This window comes from uncultured Rummeliibacillus sp., assembly GCF_934216135.1.
Classification (GTDB): domain Bacteria; phylum Bacillota; class Bacilli; order Bacillales_A; family Planococcaceae; genus Rummeliibacillus.
On record NZ_CAKQBI010000011.1, the window covers coordinates 39,864 to 60,815 of the forward strand.

At 34.5% G+C, this 20,952-nt stretch carries 16 protein-coding genes and 1 other annotated feature; of the genes, 11 read left to right on the forward strand and 5 right to left on the reverse strand.

Annotated elements, in window-relative coordinates:
* Nucleotides 1–170 precede the first annotated feature (170 nt).
* Together Q0977_RS09115 and Q0977_RS09120 are read left to right on the forward strand one after the other, a co-directional pair.
* Nucleotides 171–3,977 (forward strand): AAA domain-containing protein, encoded by a 3,807-nt coding sequence (locus Q0977_RS09115; RefSeq protein WP_299512863.1) that lies wholly within the window; start codon nucleotides 171–173, stop codon nucleotides 3,975–3,977.
* Nucleotides 3,978–3,998: 21 nt separating this feature from the next.
* Nucleotides 3,999–4,769, forward strand: a complete 771-nt coding sequence (locus Q0977_RS09120) for a hypothetical protein (protein WP_299512866.1) — start codon at nucleotides 3,999–4,001, stop codon at nucleotides 4,767–4,769.
* A 9-nt stretch (nucleotides 4,770–4,778) separates the two neighbouring features.
* Here the strand turns inward: Q0977_RS09120 and Q0977_RS09125 are convergent, their stop codons facing one another.
* Nucleotides 4,779–4,982: a YheE family protein gene (locus Q0977_RS09125; protein WP_119414548.1), complete on the reverse strand. Its 204-nt coding sequence runs from the start codon at nucleotides 4,980–4,982 to the stop codon at nucleotides 4,779–4,781.
* Between the two features lie 242 nt (nucleotides 4,983–5,224).
* Here Q0977_RS09125 and Q0977_RS09130 point away from each other — a divergent pair, with 242 nt between their 5' ends.
* The 3 genes from Q0977_RS09130 to Q0977_RS09140 all read left to right on the forward strand — a co-directional run bounded on the left by Q0977_RS09130 (nucleotide 5,225) and on the right by Q0977_RS09140 (nucleotide 8,492).
* Complete coding sequence (locus Q0977_RS09130; protein ID WP_233548013.1) at nucleotides 5,225–6,364, forward strand: DUF445 domain-containing protein; 1,140 nt, start codon at nucleotides 5,225–5,227, stop codon at nucleotides 6,362–6,364.
* A 58-nt stretch (nucleotides 6,365–6,422) separates the two neighbouring features.
* Nucleotides 6,423–6,770, forward strand: coding sequence for a YlbF family regulator (locus Q0977_RS09135; RefSeq protein ID WP_119414549.1), 348 nt, complete (start codon nucleotides 6,423–6,425; stop codon nucleotides 6,768–6,770).
* 210 nt (nucleotides 6,771–6,980) lie between these two features.
* Nucleotides 6,981–8,492, forward strand: a complete 1,512-nt coding sequence (locus Q0977_RS09140) for a coproporphyrinogen III oxidase (protein ID WP_299512872.1) — start codon at nucleotides 6,981–6,983, stop codon at nucleotides 8,490–8,492.
* Nucleotides 8,493–8,566: 74 nt separating this feature from the next.
* On the opposite strand, the gene Q0977_RS09145 is transcribed toward Q0977_RS09140, so the two are convergent.
* Nucleotides 8,567–9,661 carry a sugar diacid recognition domain-containing protein gene (locus tag Q0977_RS09145; protein ID WP_124217930.1) on the reverse strand — a complete coding sequence of 365 codons (1,095 nt, stop codon included), beginning with the start codon at nucleotides 9,659–9,661 and terminating at the stop codon, nucleotides 8,567–8,569.
* Between the two features lie 128 nt (nucleotides 9,662–9,789).
* Here Q0977_RS09145 and Q0977_RS09150 point away from each other — a divergent pair, with 128 nt between their 5' ends.
* From Q0977_RS09150 to Q0977_RS09165, 4 genes are all read left to right on the forward strand, one after another.
* Nucleotides 9,790–10,920 carry a glycerate kinase gene (locus Q0977_RS09150; protein WP_299512877.1) on the forward strand — a complete coding sequence of 377 codons (1,131 nt, stop codon included), beginning with the start codon at nucleotides 9,790–9,792 and terminating at the stop codon, nucleotides 10,918–10,920.
* A gap of 10 nt (nucleotides 10,921–10,930) precedes the next feature.
* Nucleotides 10,931–12,277: a GntP family permease gene (locus tag Q0977_RS09155; RefSeq protein ID WP_299512880.1), complete on the forward strand. Its 1,347-nt coding sequence runs from the start codon at nucleotides 10,931–10,933 to the stop codon at nucleotides 12,275–12,277.
* A 278-nt stretch (nucleotides 12,278–12,555) separates the two neighbouring features.
* A complete protein-coding gene (locus Q0977_RS09160; RefSeq protein ID WP_119414554.1) occupies nucleotides 12,556–13,383 on the forward strand; it encodes a DUF2785 domain-containing protein in 828 nt (275 codons plus the stop codon).
* 347 nt (nucleotides 13,384–13,730) lie between these two features.
* Nucleotides 13,731–14,519, forward strand: a complete 789-nt coding sequence (locus Q0977_RS09165) for an HAD family hydrolase (protein ID WP_299512892.1) — start codon at nucleotides 13,731–13,733, stop codon at nucleotides 14,517–14,519.
* A gap of 289 nt (nucleotides 14,520–14,808) precedes the next feature.
* Here Q0977_RS09165 and serA read toward each other — a convergent pair whose 3' ends face one another.
* Together serA and Q0977_RS09175 are read right to left on the reverse strand one after the other, a co-directional pair.
* Complete coding sequence (gene serA / locus Q0977_RS09170; protein WP_119414556.1) at nucleotides 14,809–16,395, reverse strand: phosphoglycerate dehydrogenase; 1,587 nt, start codon at nucleotides 16,393–16,395, stop codon at nucleotides 14,809–14,811.
* Nucleotides 16,396–16,410: 15 nt separating this feature from the next.
* Nucleotides 16,411–17,583, reverse strand: a complete 1,173-nt coding sequence (locus Q0977_RS09175; RefSeq protein WP_124217934.1) for an alanine--glyoxylate aminotransferase family protein — start codon at nucleotides 17,581–17,583, stop codon at nucleotides 16,411–16,413.
* A 103-nt stretch (nucleotides 17,584–17,686) separates the two neighbouring features.
* Nucleotides 17,687–17,922 (reverse strand) — a binding site (T-box leader).
* 622 nt (nucleotides 17,923–18,544) lie between these two features.
* On the opposite strand from Q0977_RS09175, the gene Q0977_RS09180 reads away from it, so the two are divergent.
* Nucleotides 18,545–19,321: an enoyl-CoA hydratase gene (locus tag Q0977_RS09180; RefSeq protein WP_299512900.1), complete on the forward strand. Its 777-nt coding sequence runs from the start codon at nucleotides 18,545–18,547 to the stop codon at nucleotides 19,319–19,321.
* A 62-nt stretch (nucleotides 19,322–19,383) separates the two neighbouring features.
* Here Q0977_RS09180 and Q0977_RS09185 read toward each other — a convergent pair whose 3' ends face one another.
* Nucleotides 19,384–19,569, reverse strand: a complete 186-nt coding sequence (locus Q0977_RS09185) for a YhzD family protein (RefSeq protein ID WP_119414559.1) — start codon at nucleotides 19,567–19,569, stop codon at nucleotides 19,384–19,386.
* A 157-nt stretch (nucleotides 19,570–19,726) separates the two neighbouring features.
* On the opposite strand from Q0977_RS09185, the gene Q0977_RS09190 reads away from it, so the two are divergent.
* The gene (locus Q0977_RS09190) at nucleotides 19,727–20,950 is read left to right on the forward strand and encodes a DNA repair exonuclease (protein ID WP_299512909.1); all 1,224 of its coding nucleotides are present in this window, start codon (nucleotides 19,727–19,729) and stop codon (nucleotides 20,948–20,950) included.
* The last annotated feature ends 2 nt before the right edge of the window (nucleotides 20,951–20,952 follow it).

A 20,952-nucleotide genomic window follows, 5' to 3' on the forward strand; every position in this document is an offset into this window, starting at 1 on the left:
AGTAGACTAAAGACAACTATGGACATTTTTGTTTATAGTTGTTTTTTTATTTTTTCCAAATATCATCACTCCATCTCTAATGAAAAAACTGATATGATAGTTATTAGTGTTTTTTAAACTGAACAGAGCAATAGAAGTATTGCTTGAGAACAAGAAAGGAAGTTATGTTCATGGCACAAGTTGTTGCTAAGCCAACTGTAATGCGTACAAATTTAATATTAACGAACAAAGCGCGTGAAGGCATTTTAGCATGGGCAAAGGATGAACATGCTTTTTTTCACCTACAAAAATCATTTGTTGTACATATTGAGCATGTTCAAAATACATCAAAAGATGAAATGGCGGTTGCTCTCTATTTTGATAATGTAGAAAATAATGCACTTATCGAAAAATTAGATGAACAAGTAGCGGTCATGAATTGCGTTGTAAAATATGAAGGTTTACTTGCAACAAATTTCCGTGTATTAAGTAAACGAGTACCCGTCCATACAAATCGCAGATTTAAGACGAAAATGCAGTTTGCTACAAACGCTAGCAATACAGTTGGGTTACCACTCGAATTGCATAATAAAATTAGAGAATTACCAATTGCTGAAGAACGCTCAAAGTATGTCCAAAAGCGTATTTCCAGTTGGGAAGGCTACCTGAAAATCCAAGAACGAGATGCAACAATCGATGATATGACCGTCTCCTTCTCACATTATGAAGTGAATGAAGATTTCAGCCGTATTACCTTTAAAATCAATGGATTAAAAGAAAATGAATGGAAGAAAATTGTTGGATTAAGTGCAAAAGTGCAAGGCTCTAAAGATGAACTGGGGTCAGTACTAAAAGCTCATTCTTCAAAAAAAACAGTTGAAATTGATTTGCGTCCATTTATACAGGAACAAGTCCGAAAAGATAGATGGCATCCAAAAACAAGAGAACTCGTGTTTAGTAACTTTGCTACTTTGAGTCAGATTCGTCGTTTACGAAAAGGGTTTAGTGATCTAGAAAAAGGATTGGCTGCGAATGCGAATTTAGAAAAAATTCTATTTGAAGAACGTCCAAGGATTCAACAACCTAAAAAAAGAGTTGAACTACAATTTGATAATCGACTCAATGAATTCCAAAGAGAAGCGGTTATTGGTGCTTTATCGGCTGAAGATTTATATGTCATTCAAGGCCCTCCTGGAACAGGGAAAACGACTGTTATATCTGAAATCTGTCAACAAAACGCAAAAGCTGGATTAAAAACGTTAGTCGCATCACAATCCAATTTAGCTGTTGATAACGCATTGAGTAGACTTCTCGCAAACAAGGACATTCGTATTCTTCGCTATGGACGTACAGAAAGTATCGAAGAAGAAGGAAAAAAATTCATCGAAGAAAATGTTGCATTATATTGGCGAGAACAAACATTGCATGATTTAGAAGCAGAACTAGCTGTTCATCGAGATCGTACAGCTGAATTGGATCTTGCTATTGATAAAAAAGAAAAAGAACTTAAAGGGCTACAACAACAACTCGCGATCCTAGAAGAAAAAATAATTGAACAGGAACAAGCTGAAAAAGATTATGCAATTGTTGAAGAAGACATTAAAAATTTAAAGAAATCACTAGGACCTCTAAGAAAAGAACAGCGTCTTTTAGAAGAGAAAACAAGTGAACTTACTGCTAAAAAAGTAAACGAAGAAAAACAAATTCAACAATTCGAAGAGCTATTATCAAAATATGGTTCGCTAGAAAAATTAGAAGAAGCTGTACAAGAAAAACAAACAGAAGTTATTAAATTGCGCCAACAAGCTTCCTACTTACTTTCTAAAGATGAATTAGCAAAAGCAGAACTAGCACTGAAAAATGCGCGAACTGCTTACCAAGAATGGCTTGAAAACCATCGAACACTTCAAGCTTCCAATGAAGCCATTGAAGAATGTAAAAAAATCCAGGATTTAAATGTTTTTATGGAAGAACATCATATCCAAGCGAATACAAAAATTGAATGGCAACGTAATTCCTTTGAACGTATTAAAGCTCAAATGTTTGGCTATAACGATTGGAAAGAAGTAAGAAATCGACTAAACGGAGCAATCGGGTATCTTGAAGGTCAAATAGGTGTTTCAGAAAGCCAGCGTATTTTGCAAAAGGTTGAGATAGAAACGAAGAATGGATATTCTTCTTATTCTATTCGTGAAATTGATTCGGCAATCGATCACTTTAAAAGATTCTTACTCGAGACACCTGACCTTTATATAAAACAGCTTTATGTATACCTTGAGCGTTTGTACAATCGACGCTTTTTTGTAGAAGAACAGTTTGGTATGCTTGAAAATCAGCGTCAAGAAATTATGCGTCTCTTCCAAATGATGAAACAAGAAGTAAAATCGCAAGTATCGTATATCTTGAATACATCAAAACAACATGAAAGTGGATTGCTAAATATAGGGAATCGCTGGAGTGCAGAGGTTGAACAGTTAAAAAAGAAAATAGACAAGTTAAGTGAAGCTGTTCAAGAAGAACTGACAGAAGCTTTACCAGACATTCAACATCAATTGAACATTCAAGAAAAGGAATTAGAGCAGCTGACTATTCAAATGCAATCGGTAGCAACTACTTTACCAAAACTTAAGCAAATGAAGGATCATGTTGAAATTACTTTAAAAGAGGAAGAGGCTGCGCTTAATACTCTTGTACAAACTGAAGCGAAAGTAAAAGAGATTAATACTAAAGGACTTTCACAAGAGAAAAAATTAAAGGAACTTGAACAAATCCTGCAACAAGATTTAACAAGACAAAAACAATATACAGAAGAAACGATTAATGCTGTCAAAAAAATAATTGAAAAACTTCATCATGACAAACAACAATTGCCGATTAAACAACAATTACAACAACAGTGGCATCAATTATTGTTAAATGCAAGTGAACATGACTTAGATGAAATACGCAAGTTATATGTAAACCATGCAAATGTAATTGGGACAACATGTGTAGCTTCTGCACGCAAAGAATTTATGGACAACTATCCAACTTTCGATGTTGTCATTATTGATGAGGTATCAAAGGCTACGCCACCTGAATTGTTACTTCCAATGTTAAAAGGTAAGAAAATTATTTTAGTAGGTGACCATCATCAACTTCCACCACTTATTGGGGATGATACTTTAGAAGAAACACTTAAAGCAATTATCGATGAGAGTGACGATTTACAAGAAATAAATGAGTTGAAGAAACTACTAAAAGAATCTTTATTCGAACGATTATTTAAAAACTTGCCAAAAACAAATAAACAAATGCTAGCTATTCAATATCGTATGCACGAAAATATTATGAAAACCATTGCACCTTTTTATGAAAATGAAGATAACCATTTGCAATGTGGTCTAGAAAATTCAGATCAAGTTCGAGATCATCACTTAGAAGGTCACTATGTAAAACGAGATGATCACTTAATATGGCTTGATATGCCAAGTAGAAAGCCTTATTTTGAAGAGCAAATGAAAAACGGAAAGAGTCGTTTTAACCCAGGTGAATTAGATACAATTCGCCACACTTTACTAGATCTAAATCATGCAACAGAAATGGCTATAAAAAGTGGAAATCTACCAGAAGGAACGAAGAAAAGTGTAGGGGTTATTAGTTTTTACGGTGAACAAGTTAAGAAAATCAATCATCTCATTCAACAAGAACTAAAGCTAGATCATTTGCAATTACGTACAGGCACAGTGGATAGATTCCAAGGTATGGAAATGGATGTAATCATCGTTAGTATGGTCCGCAACACTGACCATAAAGGTGGAGATATTGGCTTTGCCAATGATTATCGTCGCTTAAATGTTGCATTATCTCGCGCGAGGGAATTACTAATCCTTGTCGGTAGTGTAGAAATGTTTACAAAACGTGCGAAGAAAAAGGAATCTCGCGCCATGTATAGTCATTTACTAGAAGTTGTCAAATCACAAAATGGTCTTCGTGATGAGGAAGGAAATTCAAAATAGTGTTTGAAAGGAGCACCAATTATGAACGCATTAGAAAATAAGCTAACCAAAAAAATCAAACAAGATCCAAAAGCAAAGATTTTAGCTACATTTAGCTGGTGCTTTCCTATTCAAACAATAGAGTTCAAATATAAACCAGTAAAACGATTAACAATGGATATCTTGATGAAAATGGTTTTACTCAGCTGCAAACAAGCAGAAATTGCAGAACCTAAAGAACTTAGTGACTTGTTGTTAGTAGAAGAATTATTTATTCGAGATTTGCTTCAAAACCTACAAAATAAAGGATTAGTTGCAAAAGAAGCGTACTATCGATTAACTGCAAGAGGAGAAAAACAGCTTGAAAACGGAATTTTTGAAGAGGAACAGGAAGAAGAAACGCAAGAGCTACTATATAGTGCCAATCACAAAAGTTTTCTTACAGGTAATATGGAAGATTTAGATGATTTGGATGAATTACCAGAGCCCTTTCCTTATGCTTCAGAAGAACCGATGGATGTAGAGGATGAAGTGATTTTCAATGCATTACAAGAAAATCGCCCTGCATTTGAGAATGAAGAAACGGACCAAGATGCAGTTCAAACCTTCATCACCTCAATCACATCAAATAAAATCATACAAATTAACGACGTCCCTTGTGTACAATTTATTCTTTACAATAAAGAGAAGGATTTACTCTATACTCGTGTTTGGAACACATTAACGGGCCATTGGGATGAAACGCTTGAAAATCTTTTAACAGAAAAAGAAATATTAAAATGGCGTGAAGATTATTTAGAACAAATAAAGTAATATCTAATTTTAATCATAAACATGAAACAGCATTAGTTCATGTACCATTTTCTTTACTTGTTCTTCGTCAGGTGGGGTTGTGTCGGTCCATTTAATCGTGCCATCTTGTTCATAAATTCCTTCATAACGATTTTGTTTATAAAAGAAACTAATTGACCAGCCAGGTAATTGTTGGTTTTCAAATAGTGGTTTGAAGCTAAAATGTTGAATCATCTAGTAAGCCCCTTTCAGAGTTTTTAAGTTATCCTTAGTATAATTTACCAGTCCCTAATTTCATAGCAAAATCTAAGGGCTTGTCGAAAAATGGCTATCCATTTAACAATAACTAACTGTCTGCTATAATAAGGCTTAGTTTTAGCTGCTTTCATACAATATGTGGAAGTAAATGGACTCGATTGAAGCATAAATTTATGCACAATATACTAAAGCTTAATTGAAAGAAATGGGTGAATCAATTGAATACACTACTTTCGATTTTATTTATGACCGTTGTTGGTGCAGTAATCGGGGGATTTACAAATCATCTGGCTATTAAAATGCTGTTTAGACCACATGCGCCAATATATATTGGTTCGTGGAGATTACCTTTTACACCAGGTCTAATTCCAAAAAGACGTGGTGAATTAGCGAAACAATTAGGAAAAACAGTTGTAAACTATTTGTTAACGCCCGAAATGTTTCGTAAAAAGCTGTTTACAAATAGCAATCAGCAAAAGGTAGAACAATGGTTGAATGATAAAATTCAAGAAACTATTTTTACGAAAGAAAAAACGATAAAAGATTGGCTACAACAAGTTGGCGTATCGAACTTACCTCAAACGGTTGAAGGTAAAGTAGACAACATTGTTGTGGATCAAGTTAATCATTTCAAAAATGTATTATCGTCAAATGCAATTGAAGAATTATTGCCAGTATCGTGGGAACAAAAGGCAACTTCCAAGATTCCTGATATTGCGCGTTATATTCTAAAAAAAGGCGAGGATTATTTTGAATCTGAAGAAGGTTATCAAACCATTAAAAAGTTAATCGATGATTTCTTAGAGTCTAAAGGGACTTTAGGTGGCATGATTCAAATGTTCTTAGGTGATTCATCATCACTTGTGGATAAATTACAAAAAGAAGTAAATAAATTTATCAATGCGCCAGGAACAATGGTGTTATTAACAAACTTATTAACATCTGAGTGGAAAAAACTAAAAGTACAATCGGTTCCTCAATTAGTAGGTGAATTAGATTTCAACTCAACACAAGCAAGAATTCAAGCCTATGTGAAACAAGAATTACAAATCGAAAATCGTTTGGATAAGCCACTTGTATATTATTGGAATGATGGTGCAGAGTGGATGGCACGAAACGTTGTCCCACAATTCGTTGAAAAAGGCTTTGCTATAGCTGAAGATAAATTAGAGGATGCTATTAAACGCTTGAATTTGGAACAAATCGTAAAAGAACAAGTAGATTCATTCCCAGTATCTGTGTTAGAAGATTTGGTTTTGGGCATTTCAAAACGCGAATTTAAAATGATTACAGTATTAGGTTTTGTTCTTGGAGGAGTAATTGGTGTCATACAAGGAATCTTTGTTAGCATATTCTAAGAGATGATTGGCATTTAATGATTAAGAAAAGTTGAATAAAAGAAAGTAGGGAAATGAATTGAATAATATTTATAATGAAATTAATGCATTAGAAGGTGCATTTCGTAAAACAAATGAATTTCAAGCTTTACAACAAGCAATTACAACAGTGAAAGCTGATGAAGATGCTGCAAAGCTTTTCAAAAACTTCCGTGATGTCCAATTGAAACTACAACAAAAACAAATGCAAGGACAACAAATTGAAGAAGACGAATTACAATATGCTCAAAAAACTGCACAACTAGCACAACAAAATGAAAAAATCGCCAACATGTTACAAGCAGAAATGGCACTAAGTGGTCTAATTGAAGAGATTAACCGAGTATTAGTAAAACCAATCGAAGGCTTATACAAAGACTTCAACTAAAGCCATAATTTTTTAAGCTCTCAAGTCAATACTTGAGGGCTTTTTGTATGTTTCAATTTTGTAATAACTATATTTATAAAGATTCCTTTCGAGATTTAGACGGAAATTTGCTACAATATACTAGATATTTTTTATCTATCCTAATACGTATATTTATAAGATCGACCTAATAGATTTATTAAATGATTTTAGAAAGAAGTGATTAAGAATATGCAAGTATTGAAAGTGGAAGGTGCGTACCCTCAAGATTTTATGCGGGTATTTCATGATATAACAAATTTGTTTTTTGAAGATACTAAGTTAGCGAAAAAAGATTTAGTACCGGACTTGGTTGTTCAGTTCAACCATCATACAACTGCCGATTTTACAGTAATTGCAGATGGAACTCTTCAAATGGATGGTCAAATTTATAAAAGTCAATTTCAACAGGCATATGAAACTGAAGGAACAGAAAGAGAAAGAAGAATTCGAGTAAAAAGAGCTTTATCTCATGTATTACTTGATATGCTTGAACAAAAGACAGGGATTATTCAACAATGGGGTATTCTAACAGGTATTCGACCTACAAAACTGTATCATAAATTTAGAAAAGCAGGTTTAACGGATCAACAAATACATGATAAGCTCAAAAATGAGTTTAGCCTTGCTGATGAAAAAATCGATATGTTAAAAAGTATTGTAAAAACACAGCTAAAGACAATTCCGGACTTAGACACAATAGGTAATGAGGTTAGTATTTATATCGGCATACCATTTTGTCCAACGAAGTGTGCATATTGTACATTTCCTGCTTATGCTATCCAAAGTAATCGTAAACAAGGTAGAGTTGCAACATTTTTAGATGGACTTCATATAGAAATTCAAGAGATGGGGAAATGGTTAAAAAAACACGATATGAAAATCACCTCAATCTATTGGGGTGGAGGTACACCTACTTCTATTGAAGCGGATGAGATGGATGCATTGTATCAAACTATGTTTGATTCGTTCCCGCATTCAGAAACTATTCGTGAAATTACGGTCGAAGCGGGGAGACCGGATACTATTACGCCAGAAAAATTAGCTATATTAAAAAAATGGGGTATTGACCGTATTAGTGTTAATCCACAATCCTATACAGATGAAACGTTAAAGGCAATCGGTCGCCATCATACGGTTCAAGAAACAATTGATAAGTTCTGGATGGCAAGAGAAGCTGGTATGAATAACATCAATATGGACCTTATTATTGGTTTACCAAATGAAGGAACTGAGGAATTTGAACATTCACTTAGCGAATCTGAAAAAATGATGCCGGAATCTTTGACCGTTCATACATTGTCGTTTAAACGAGCATCGGAAATGACCCATAACAAAGAAAAGTACAAAGTAGCGGATCGTCAAACAGCAGAAAAAATGATGTTTCGTGCCCATGAATGGACTGCAGAACATGGTTACAAGCCATATTATCTATACAGACAAAAGAATATCCTTGGCAATCTAGAAAATGTGGGATACTCATTACCTGGTGAGGAGAGCATTTATAATATTGCAATTATGGAAGAAGTCCAAACGATTATTGGCTTAGGCTGTGGTGCGTCAACGAAATTAGTAAATGCTGAAACAGGGAAAATCTCACAATATCATAACCCGAAAGAACCTGTGCAATATATCATGTCATTTGAAGATGCAATTCATAAAAAAATCGAAGCATTAGATGAACTATATGGGTTTGAAAAATAAGACTCTTTGTAAATAGTTGGGGCTCTCCCCAACTATTTTTTGGCTTTGTGATAAAAGGGAGCCCGAGAGAGAAATCACTCTTTCTGTTTCTTTTCATCATAAAGCCACAAAGCTATTTGCAATACAACGGCATCTTGAAAAACGGTTGGATTAAAACCTGTCATTTCAAAAATTTGATTCAAACGATATGTAAGGGTATGACGATGAATATCTAACATCTCTGCTGTCAATGAAATCTGTTGATTGCAATGTAAAAATTCATCTAGCGTATGAAGCAATTTAGGGTTAACGTCCTTCAATAATCTATGTGTGAATTGTTGTGCTTCAGGAGATTCCTTTTTCTTCAATAAAGAATACAGTTCTACGGATTCAAAGAAGGAGATGATTTGGCTGTGTTCGCTATATTCTAGAGCTGTCTTAGCTGTATCGTAAGCATGGCGAACTTTACTTAGATCATCTATCATCGTTCCAACGCCGATTTTCACCTTAAAATATTTTTGAATTTGTTTGACTAAAGAACTCAGACTTTTCTTTACGGCTTTTTCGGAAATCCCTGATGTTAAGATAAAGTATTCATCTGATTGATATTTTCCAATCAATACAGAATCATGAACATAAAAGTCTTCTAAGTATTCGACAAAAGATTGATAGGCTTGATGTTTTGGTATTACTTTAAGAATTGCTAAATAATAGGGTGATTCTGAATGGAAGGAAACTTTTAAAAGACGTTCAGTCATTAATTTTTCGATAGGTTGACCTGTTAGTAAATCTTCAAAAATTCTTTCACGCATTTTTCTCTTCCACTCAGATTGAGAAACAATAAGTGCTTGGTGTACCATCATTTCAGTAGTAAGTTGTACAAGTGTTGCTACCTCTAATAACTCATCTGGGTCTCCGGTAATTCCAACAACTCCAACTAATTCGTTTTGAAAGTAAATAGGTAGATTAATGCCAGGTTTGGCCTTTGGAAAAAGGTGCATGTTCTTTTCAGTTATGATTAATGGCTTTTCACTTTCTACAACCATTTTTGCTCCCTCATGAATACTTTCAACACGTAATTGATCTCCAGAAGCTAAAATAATACCACTTGTGTTCATAACATTGATATTACGATGAAGACGTAACATTGTTTGTTCAACAATTTGGTTTGCTAGTTGTTTTGAAATCATAAGATACTCCTTCACGTATAAATTTATAACTGTTATACGACAGATAAATTATACATTAAGTATAATGTAAAATGAAAGAATTATTAATATAATTCTATGTAAGCGTTTTACTTATAGGAGGAATTGACGTGAAAATCATTGTCAGCCCTGATTCTTTTAAAGGTTCATTATCCGCTACAGATGCGGCAAAAATTATGGCAGATGCCATACATGAAATAGATAAAAAAATTGAAACTGTATTATTACCTGTTGCAGATGGTGGAGAGGGAACGTTAGAGCCATTGATCAATGCAACGAACGGGAAGCTTGAATGCGTTAAAGTTCAAGACCCATTAGGTAGAACTATTAATGCAGAGTATGGAATTCTTGGTGATGGTGAAACTTGCATGATTGAAATGGCAAAAGCATCAGGTTTAACACTATTGTCACCAGATGAACGTAATCCGTTAGTTGCTTCCACATTTGGCACGGGTCAACTTATCTTACATGCATTAAATGCTGGATATCGTAAATTTGTCATTGGCATTGGGGGGAGTGCTACAAATGACGGAGGTACAGGAATGCTACGTGCACTAGGCATGAAGTTTTTAGATGCACAAGGCCAAGAACTAGCAGAAGGTGCACAGCCATTAAAAAATTTATCTAAAATTGATATGAGCAAATTTGATCCGCGTATCAAATTATCACAATTTGTAATTGCGTGTGATGTAGACAATCCACTAGTAGGCCCAAATGGTGCAACGGCAATCTTTGGCCCACAAAAAGGTGCTACGGAAGAAATGGTAAAAGAAATAGATTTAAATTTATACCATTTAGCAAATGTTATCGAAAAAGAAACGAGGATTGCATTGCATCAAAAACCAGGTGCAGGTGCTGCAGGAGGTATTGGAGGAGCTTTTTTGGCATTCTTTCCTGTAGAACTAAAACCAGGAATTGAAGTTGTCATGAAGGCAATAGATTTTGCTCGTCATCTTCAGTCAGCATCACTAGTGATAACAGGGGAAGGAAAATCTGATGTTCAAACGCTATCTGGAAAGGCGCCTGTTGGTATTGCGAAAGAAGCAGCTAAACAGCATGTGCCAGTCGTCTTAATATCTGGATATGTAGAAGAGTCTAGTAGAGTACAACTAGCTAAATATTTTACCCAAATTGCTAGTGTTGCAAATGAACAAGTTTCTAGTGAAGAATCGATTGCGAATCCAGCAATCTACTTAAAAGAAAGAACATATGAAACAGTTCAAAAATTAATCAATTCATAGGGGTGGAATAATGTTATTTCTAATCATTTTAATAGGTGTATTGTTTATCGTTTTTGCAACTGCAAAACTAAAGCTTCATCCATTTTTAGCTTTGCTCGGTGCATCCTTCTTCGTAGGAATTGCATCTGGTATGCCACTTTTAGATATTGTTAAAAATATCAATGAAGGTTTCGGCGGATTGATGACCAGCATAGGTATAGTCATTATTGCTGGAACAATTATTGGTGTTATTTTAGAGAAATCAGGCGCAGCATATCGAATGGCTGAGGTTGTATTACGAATTCTTGGAGAAAAACGTCCGCAATTAGCGATGAGTATTATTGGGTATATTGTTTCGATTCCTGTATTTTGTGATTCAGGTTTTATCATACTATCAAGTTTACAAAAATCTTTAGCCAAACGTGCAAAAGTTAGAGTAGCATCAATGGCTGTCGCGTTAGCAACCGGATTATATGCAACGCATACATTAGTGCCACCAACTCCTGGACCAATCGCTGCTGCAGGAAATATCGGAGCTACTGATTATTTAGGAACGATTATTTTAGTTGGCTTAATCGTAGCTATTCCGGCAACAATTGTTGGTTATTTCTGGGCATTGAAGATGGGAACTAAAATCGAGGTACCCGCTGACCATGAAGAAGCTTTAGATTATGAAGAAGTGATTAAATCATTTGGTAAAATGCCATCTACTTTTAAAGCATTTTTGCCCATTGTATTACCTATTATTTTGATTGGAATCGGCTCAGTAGCTGCTTTAACATTAGATGATAAATCTGGGGTGTCACACTTTTTACAGTTTATTGGTTCACCATCTGTAGCATTACTATTTGGAGTATTAGCATCATTCTTATTACTTCCAGAAATTAGTGAAGTGACATTAAATGATTGGATTGGGGAAAGTTTAAAAGAAGCAGCACCTATTCTTTTAATCACGGGTGCTGGAGGTGCTTTTGGTACCATTATCAAAAATACAGGTGTAGCAGAGATTCTACAATCTATGGATCTCGGTGCATTATCCCAAGGTGTATTGTTCTTATTAGTACCATTTATTATTGCGGCAGCATTAAAATCTGCGCAAGGTTCTTCTACTGCTGCTTTAGTTATTACGTCGTCTTTAATCGCACCGATGTTACCAACTTTAGGAATAGAAGGTGCTCTTCCATTAGCACTTGTTGTCATGGCACTTGGTGCAGGAGCAATGACAGTTAGCCACGTTAATGATAGCTTCTTCTGGGTAGTAACCCAGTTTAGTGGCATGAAGGTAACCGATGCTTACAAAGCCCAAACAATGGCAACACTCTTACAAGGTATCACAACTATTATTGTTACCATGATTATTTGGTTGATCTTTGTGTAAGTACCGAAAGATATAAAATAACATATAAAAGCCTAATGTAGAGTATTTATACATTAGGCTTTTAATTTATTAAAATATAGGAATATTTAATAGAAGGAATTATTTAGAAAAATAATATGGACAACCTATGCATAAGAAAAATAGAGATTACATAGGATGAAATAAACAATTATCTGATGCACAAGTCAAGTGCTATACTATTAATGACAATACAGAGTAATTGACAGTGTATTTTTTGCAGTTTAGTCGATGAAATATTCGTATTGGAGGTTTTAATTATGGACGAAATAACTTTAAAAACACTTCTACTCGATATTCAAAATGGAAAAACTACTTGGCAAGAACAAAACCAAACAGAACTCATTGATTCAATGATGGAACATATCGGTTCTCCAGATTCAGAGCTTAGAGATAAATTAATTTATCGAGGTTTTTCTCAACTTATCCAGGACGAGAATTTGATACCAGAAGAAAAACTCGTCGATTTGCTTACAAAAGCATTAGGAGACGAATATTTGTTTTATGAAATTGGTGACGTCGGAACAGACCATATCTTTAAGCGTTCTTTTTCAGTCCTATTAATCACGTTAATATTAGGTAAAGATTTAGAACATTCCTTTATACCATTACAATTATTAGATCGCACTAGAAATGAATTGCTCCTATATTTAGATTTAGAACAGGATTTAAGAGGATTTGTTTCCGAAAAAGGTTGGGCACATAGTGTAGCGCATACAGCTGATGCCATTGATGAATTAGTGAAAAATCCTAAAATGGATGTGAAATTTTTCCCTTCTATTTTTCAAGGATTGGCTAATAAGGCACTGACCTTTGCAGATGTATATATAGCAGACGAGGCAGAGAGATTATTAAAACCGATAATGGTAATGCTTGAAATAGGAATTGCTACAGAAATAGTGGATGATTTATTCGATAAGATTCCATCATTCCTAAAGCTACAAAAAAGTAAACTTGAAGAAGAAAAATACGTAAAATTAAATGCTAATTGCAAAAGCTTTTTAAAGAGCTTTTATGTCTGCGTAGGATCCAGTGAAAAATATATTGAATTTCAAAAGAAAATAAGCAGTTGCTTAAAAAAATTATAATTATAAATAGTTCAAAGGGGGAGAGTATATTTCTCTCCTTTTTTTGTGAAGATTTTATTGGAAGTTTTTGAAAAATGAATGTAAATATTAATGAATTAAATCGAAAAAGTACATAACTTGCCGATAAAAACTGTAAGTTGGTATCAGAATATGGGGATGCTTTAAATTCTAGATTTCTTGTTTTTTCGTATATCTTAAAGGTTATAAAAATAAATTATAATAAGGACCGAAAAATTCAGAATTTAAACGTCTTAATTACTTTGAAAAATTAAAAGAAAATTCCGTATTTTATTTTAAACTATGCTACGATATTATTAACGATATTTATACTAAGGGGCGAATATTAAGTGACAATTTCAACAGTAATTTTTGATCTAGATGATACGCTATTATGGGATAAAAAAAGTATTGCTACCGCATTTGCTTTAACTTGTGAGAAAGCTGCTTCCATCGTTGAAGTTGATGCGAAGGAATTAGAAGAAAAAGTACGTGAAACTGCTCGCAATTTATATAGTACATATCCTACATATGAATACACAAAGTTAATAGGGATTAATCCATTCGAAGGGCTTTGGGGACAATTTGATGATCCAACACCTCAATTTCAGGAATTGAAAAGCATTGTTCCAGTATATCGAAAAGATGCATGGACTGGTGGATTAGAAAAGCTTGGAATACAAGATGAAAAACTTGGGGCAGAACTGGGTGAATATTTTGTAGAAGCAAGAAAACAAAGCCCATTTGTTTATGAGGATACATTTGAAGTATTGGATACTTTAAAGGGAAAATATCAACTTATTTTACTGACAAATGGTTCTCCTAGTCTACAAAATTTAAAATTGAAAATTACACCTGAAATTGTACCTTATTTTGACCATATTATTATTTCCGGGAATTTTGGTGAAGGTAAGCCAGCTGCTTCCATTTTCAGACACGTTTTAGAAGTAGCAAAAGTAGATGCAAAAGAAGCTATTATGGTTGGAGACAATCTAATGACCGATATTCTCGGTTCTTCTCGTGTGCAAATGCGTTCTGCATGGATAAACCGTGAAAACAAACCTCATGTTGAAGGGGTTCAACCTACTTATGAAATTCATGCTTTACATGAGCTTGTTCAATTGGTAGAGAAAATTTAGGTAAAAAATTAGAAACCCAAGAAAGGAAAAAGTCGTTCATATCGTGAGGGGAAGAGAATGAAGACTATGAAAAGATTATTAAAAGATCCTAAAATATTTATTGCAGGGGCTTTGACATTGGCTTTGGTGATATATCGATTCTATTGAATTTTCGAAGAGTAGCGTAGCTGCTCTTTTTTTATGTCGTTAAATCCAGATATCATTTATTAGCACATTAGTGAAAATAGCAAAATAAAAGAAGCGGTCTCTAATTAATAGAAACCGCTTCTGGCATTATTTAAGTAGAAGATTATAAGTTAATCGCTTTTGCTTCGAAGACATTGTCTTGAGCTGTTAAGAATTCGATATTTTCAAAAGCATTATCTACAGAAAGCATCATGATGGCATTCCCACCTTGATTTGAACGACCAACTTGCATTGTGGCAATATTGATATCTTTTTCTGCAAGTAGTGTACCAACGCGTCCGATGGCACCTGGTTTGTCAGTATGTTTGATAAAGATTAAATGACCTTCTGGTACAACGTCAACAACATAGTCATCAACTTGAACGATACGAGCTCCTAGTCCGTTTAGTAATGTACCTTTTACTTTGTGCGTTTCATTTTTTGTTATAAGTTCAACTGAGATAGAATTTAAGAATGCTTTAGCAGTTGTAGACTTATGTTCGTTGATTTTGATAGCATTTCTTTCTGCTAAATAACGAGCATTTACGTTGTTTACATGATTTCCAAGATTACGACTAAGTACACCTTTGACAGCGTTATTTGTTAATGGACGAACATCAAAGCTTGCAAGTTCGCCAGAGTAGTATATATTGATTTCTTCGATGGCTTCGTCTACTAAGTTAGAAACGAAAGCACCGATTTTATTGGCAAGATCAAAGAATGGTTCTACTTTAGCGACCATATCTTTAGGAACTGATGGCATGTTCACTGGGTTACGAACTGTTCCTATTTTAAAGTAACTTAAGATATCGTTACTTACATCAACTGCGACAGATTCTTGCGCTTCTACAGTTGAAGCACCAAGGTGTGGAGTTGCGATTACTTGTGGTAAGTCTAAAAGGCGATTTCCTACGAATGGTTCATCTTCCATTACGTCTAGTGCAGCACCTGCAACTTTACCATTTTCAATGGCATTGTACAAAGCTTCTTCATCGATGATACCACCACGTGCACAGTTAATAATGCGAACGCCGTCTTTCATGATGTTGAAAACTTCTTCATTAATCATATGACGAGTAGAATCTAGAAGTGGTGTGTGGACAGTGATAAAATCTGCTACACGTGCTACATCTTCAACACTACCATAATCAACACCAGCTTTTTCGGCTTTTTCGGCTGTCAAGAATGGGTCATAAGCAATTACATTCATACGATTTCCTTTAGCACGATGAGCCACTTCTTGACCGATTCGACCGAAACCAATGACACCTAATGTTTTGTTTTTAAGCTCAACACCTACGAATTTTTTGCGATCCCAACGTCCTTCTTTTAAAGATAGATAGGCGTGAGGAATATGACGAGCTAAAGACATAATCATAGCAGTTGTATGTTCTGCAGCAGAGTTTGTATTACCATCCGGAGCATTTACGACGATAATCCCTTTTTCTGTAGCAGCATCTAAATCAATATTATCGACACCAACACCTGCTCGACCGATAAGTTTTAAATGATCAGCGGCTTCAATAATTTCTCGTGTTACTTTTGTTTGAGAACGGACAAGTAATACATCAAAGTCTTTAATAATTGCTTTCAATTCTTCTGGTTGAAGGCCAGTGTTAATCACAATATTCAAATCTAGTTCTTGTTCTTGACGAAGTGGATAAATTCCATCTTCGCTTAGTGGGTCACTGATTAAAATGTTAATAGCCATCTTTGTATTCTCTCCTTATTGTGCAACTTTTTCTGTAGTATTTTGTAAGTAAACTGCTTGAGCTGCGGCAACACCAGCACCAAGTTGAATATCTTTTCCAACTTTCACTAGTGCGATTTCCATTGCAGCAACATATTGTAGTACATCAGTTGGAGCGCAATAGCCCATGTGACCAACTCGGAAGATTTTTCCCTTTAATGTTTGTTGACCACCTGCAATAGATAAGTTGAAGTCTGCTTTTAATACTTTTCGGAATGCTTCTGGATCGAAATCATCAGGTTTCACAGATGTAACTGTTGGAGAACCATCTTCGTCTGAAGCGAATAATGGAAGATTTAAAGCTTTAAATGCAGCACGAGTCATGTCACGCATTAGTTGGTGACGAGCATATACATTTTCAAGACCTTCTTGTTCGAAGTTTTCAAGTGTTTGTTCTAAACCAAATAGTAAAGATAAAGCTGGTGTGAAAGGTGTTGTATCTTTTGCAAGATTGTCACGGTATTTTGTTAGATCTAAGTAAAAACCTTTTTTGGGATTACTTTCGATAACTTTCCATGCGCGTTCACTTACTGCAATAAAGTTCAGTCCAGCTGGTAGCATAAATGCTTTTTGAGAACCAGTTACGACAACATCGATACCCCATTCATCCATTTTAGTTTCTACACCTGCCATGCAAGAAACACCATCGATAATAACTAATGTCTCATCATTTACTGCATGAACAGCTTGTGCTAATTTACCAACAGGATTTAAGACACCCGTTGAAGTTTCGCAGTATGTAGAAAATACTGCTTTGATATCAGGGTTTGCTTTTACATATTCAGCAATTTCAGCTGGGTTAAGTGAAGTTCCCCATTCAACTTTATATTCTTCTACATTTATTTGATATGCTTCGCAGATTTTAGTGAATCGATTTCCAAATACTCCTGTGGCAACAACTAATACTTTATCACCTGGTTTTACAACATTAACAATTGCTGCTTCAAGTCCTGAAGTACCACTACCTGTTAACATCATGACGTCTTGAGTTGTACCGAAAACTTTTTTCAGTCTAGGTTTAATATTTTGAATCATCAGACTAGTTTCGTTCCCACGGTGCCCAATCATTGGCTTAGCCATTGCACGTTCAACGCTTGGTGGGATTGGTGTTGGTCCTGGAATACGTAATAATTGGTAATCTTGTAACATAAGTAATTGCCCCTCTCGTTTTTAGAAAAATTTGCAAAAGTAACTTGGAAAGTCAAGTACTTCAGCATTTAAATAAAAAAAAGCTCTCCACACCCTTACCGTCGTAAGGGGCGAAAAGCTTGTATAAACAATCGCGGTACCACCCTTGTTTCACTGTCCTTTTGAAATGGACAGTCTTTGCTATATGCTTAACGTGCATGATCCGGGTAAACCTACTTTTATATGTTCGGAGTACCTACTCAGAAGTGGAACTTACCGTTGAAATCACTGATTTACACCAACCATCAGCTCGCTGTGGGATTTTCAAATCGTTAAGTATGTCTTCGTCGTCGTATTTTTTCGTCGTATTGAATTTAATCCAATATTAAAACCATTAACATCGAATGTCAACATTATTTTTGAAATTTCTTAAAATTATTGTTTTGAAACATTGATTAATGAGCCTTAACACGAACAATAAAAATGTTTTATATATTTATCGTACGTCTTTTTAGAAAAGACAATATTATATGACATAAAGAAAAAACAACATTACTTATAAATATTTTAGAATAATAAATACAACCCATAGGAAAGTTTTTATCCGGAAAATAAAAAAGTTGATAATTCAATAAAACATTATCAATAGCACATATATATAACACCCTGAAATTAAGTACATAATGATAACGAAATAATATATTTGAAAGAAATTTGTATATTTAAGTGAAATGATAATTATAAAAGGTGACAAATATAATTTTATTTAAATACTTTTTTAAAATAGTTAAATATTCCGCTATTCATTAAAATACATAGTCAGAAAATAGAATTTTTATGATGTTTTGATTTTTGTAAATCTACTCAAATAATAAAATAATATTAGAATTTTCAAAATAAAGGTTTTTATAATAAAACATAGAATATCTTTAAGTAAGGTAGCATTATGTAATTTATTATGAACACAGAGGGGTGCACCAAAATGGGATATGAAACAATTACTATTGAAAGAAACGGTAGATTAGCGATTGTTAGTTTAAATCAACCGCAAAAAATGAATGCGATGGATGATGTAATGCTCCATGAGTTAGCAAATTGTTTTGAAGCATTGCATAAAGATCCTACGATACAAGTGTTGATATTAAAAGGTGAGGGAAAAGTATTCTCCGCCGGTGGAGATATTAAAGCGATGTTAACTGAGAGCTTTGATATTGCTGATGTTATGATAGATATCTCTAGATTGGTGAAGGCATTTTACACCTTACCTATGGTAACTATTGCAGCAGTTCATGGTGCAGCTGCTGGACTTGGTTTTAGTTTAGCATTAGCAGCGGATATTATAATTGGGGAAGAAGATAGTAAATTTGCGATGAATTTTATAGGAATTGGTCTTATCCCTGATGGAGCAGGGCATTTCTTTATGAAAGAAAGATTAGGTGTTCCAAAAGCTCAGCAAATGATTTGGGCTGGAGATGTTTTAAATGGTTTTGCGGCGAAAAAAGTAGGATTAGTCGACGAAGTTGTAGAAAATGGAACAGCAATCGAACAAGCAGGACAATTAGCGCAAAAATTGCTACATTCTCCACTATTATCTATGATTGAGACGAAAAAAATATTGCATGCACAGAAAGTTGCTGAACTGAATAGTATTTTAGAAATGGAGTCAGTGGGGCAGACAACAATGCGTAGTACAAAAGATCATCTAGAAGGTATTAAAGCATTTGTAGAAAAAAGAACGCCGAATTTTGAAGGAAAATAAATCAAATCTAATAAATGTCAATAAAAGGAGTTGTCCAAAATTACAGGACAACTCCTTTTTACTCACACATGAAATAATATTAATTTACCGCTTGAGTTAACAAGACGATGAGTCTCTTCGGATAAACCAAGTTGTTCAATTTTTTCTGCCCCTTGTTTTTTTGCTGTATCTTCATCTGAGAATTCCCATGCTTCATCTTTAATGATTTCACCAGATTTTTTAAAAGCTGTAAAACGAAACGTTAGCATCATCCTCACCCCTTATAATGAATGTACATTCATTATACTAAAATGGATTAAATCTTGTACATTAAAATGTGTAAGACTTAAGTAGAAAACGCTATAAATAATTGGAAGTTCATGTTAAAATAAGAACAAATATTCGCTTTACTGAAAGAGGGATAGTATGTCTTCGATTCGATTTTTCCACACTGCTGACTTGCATTTGGATAGCCCATTTAAAGGAATGTCTAATTTACCTGAGCAGGCATTTGAACAGCTACGTAACAGTACATTCGATGCTTTTTCAAATTTAATAGAAAAGGCGATTAAAGAAAAACCTGATTTTATCCTGATTGTAGGTGATATTTATGATGGGGAAGATCGCAGTTTAAGGGCACAACAAATTTTTCAAAAAGGTATGGAGAAGTTATCGGAATATCAAATTCCCATTATTATTAGTTATGGAAATCATGATCATTTGAAGGGGAAATGGACACGCTTTTCATTGCCGGAAAATGTTTATGTAATGCCAAAAGAGACGACTAAATTGACATTGAATGTTCGTGATTCCCAGGTGAATCTATATGGATTTAGCTATCCAGAACGGCATGTACTAAAATCTATGATTGACACATACCCAATTGCCACAGAACAAGATGCCGTACATATTGGGATGTTACATGGAAGTTTACAGGGGAATACAACGCATGATGTTTATGCACCGTTTACAATTGAAGAATTGCTTTCCAAAAATTATGATTATTGGGCTCTTGGACATATCCATAAGCGTCAAGTTTTGCATACTGATCCACCCATTATTTATCCGGGGAATATACAAAGTAGACATCGAAAGGAACAAGGCGTAAAAGGGTTTTATGATGTTACAATTACAAATTTCGCTTCAGATTGTACATTTATTCCGACTTCCGCTATTGTGTATGACAAAATAGAAATCGATTGTGCCAACTTAATACATGCCAATGAAGTTCTTAGGGCTTGTGGACAAGCTTTGGAAAACTTCAGAGAACAATTTGGGGCTGGAGTTGTCTGGCTTTATCTAAAAAATATAGATGAACAAGGAAAGTCTCTATTTGAAGAGACGCCACTTGCAGATTGGCTCGAAGTGATTCGTGATCAAGAGGAAGAAAAGACCCCATTTGTATGGATACAATCATTAGAAATAGACGATTCTGCTGTTAATAGATATGAGCCAACATTAGCATCTGAATCAGTCTTAAAAGTGTTAAGTGAATGGGATGAAAAGCATTTAAAAGAGGTTATAAAGGATCTGTATCAACATCCAAAAGGAAGTCGCTACTTAGAAACGTTAACATCAGAAGATTTAGAATCTCTTGTATCTGAGGCAAAACAACAATTTCTAAAGAACATTAGTATGACCAAAGGGTAGGG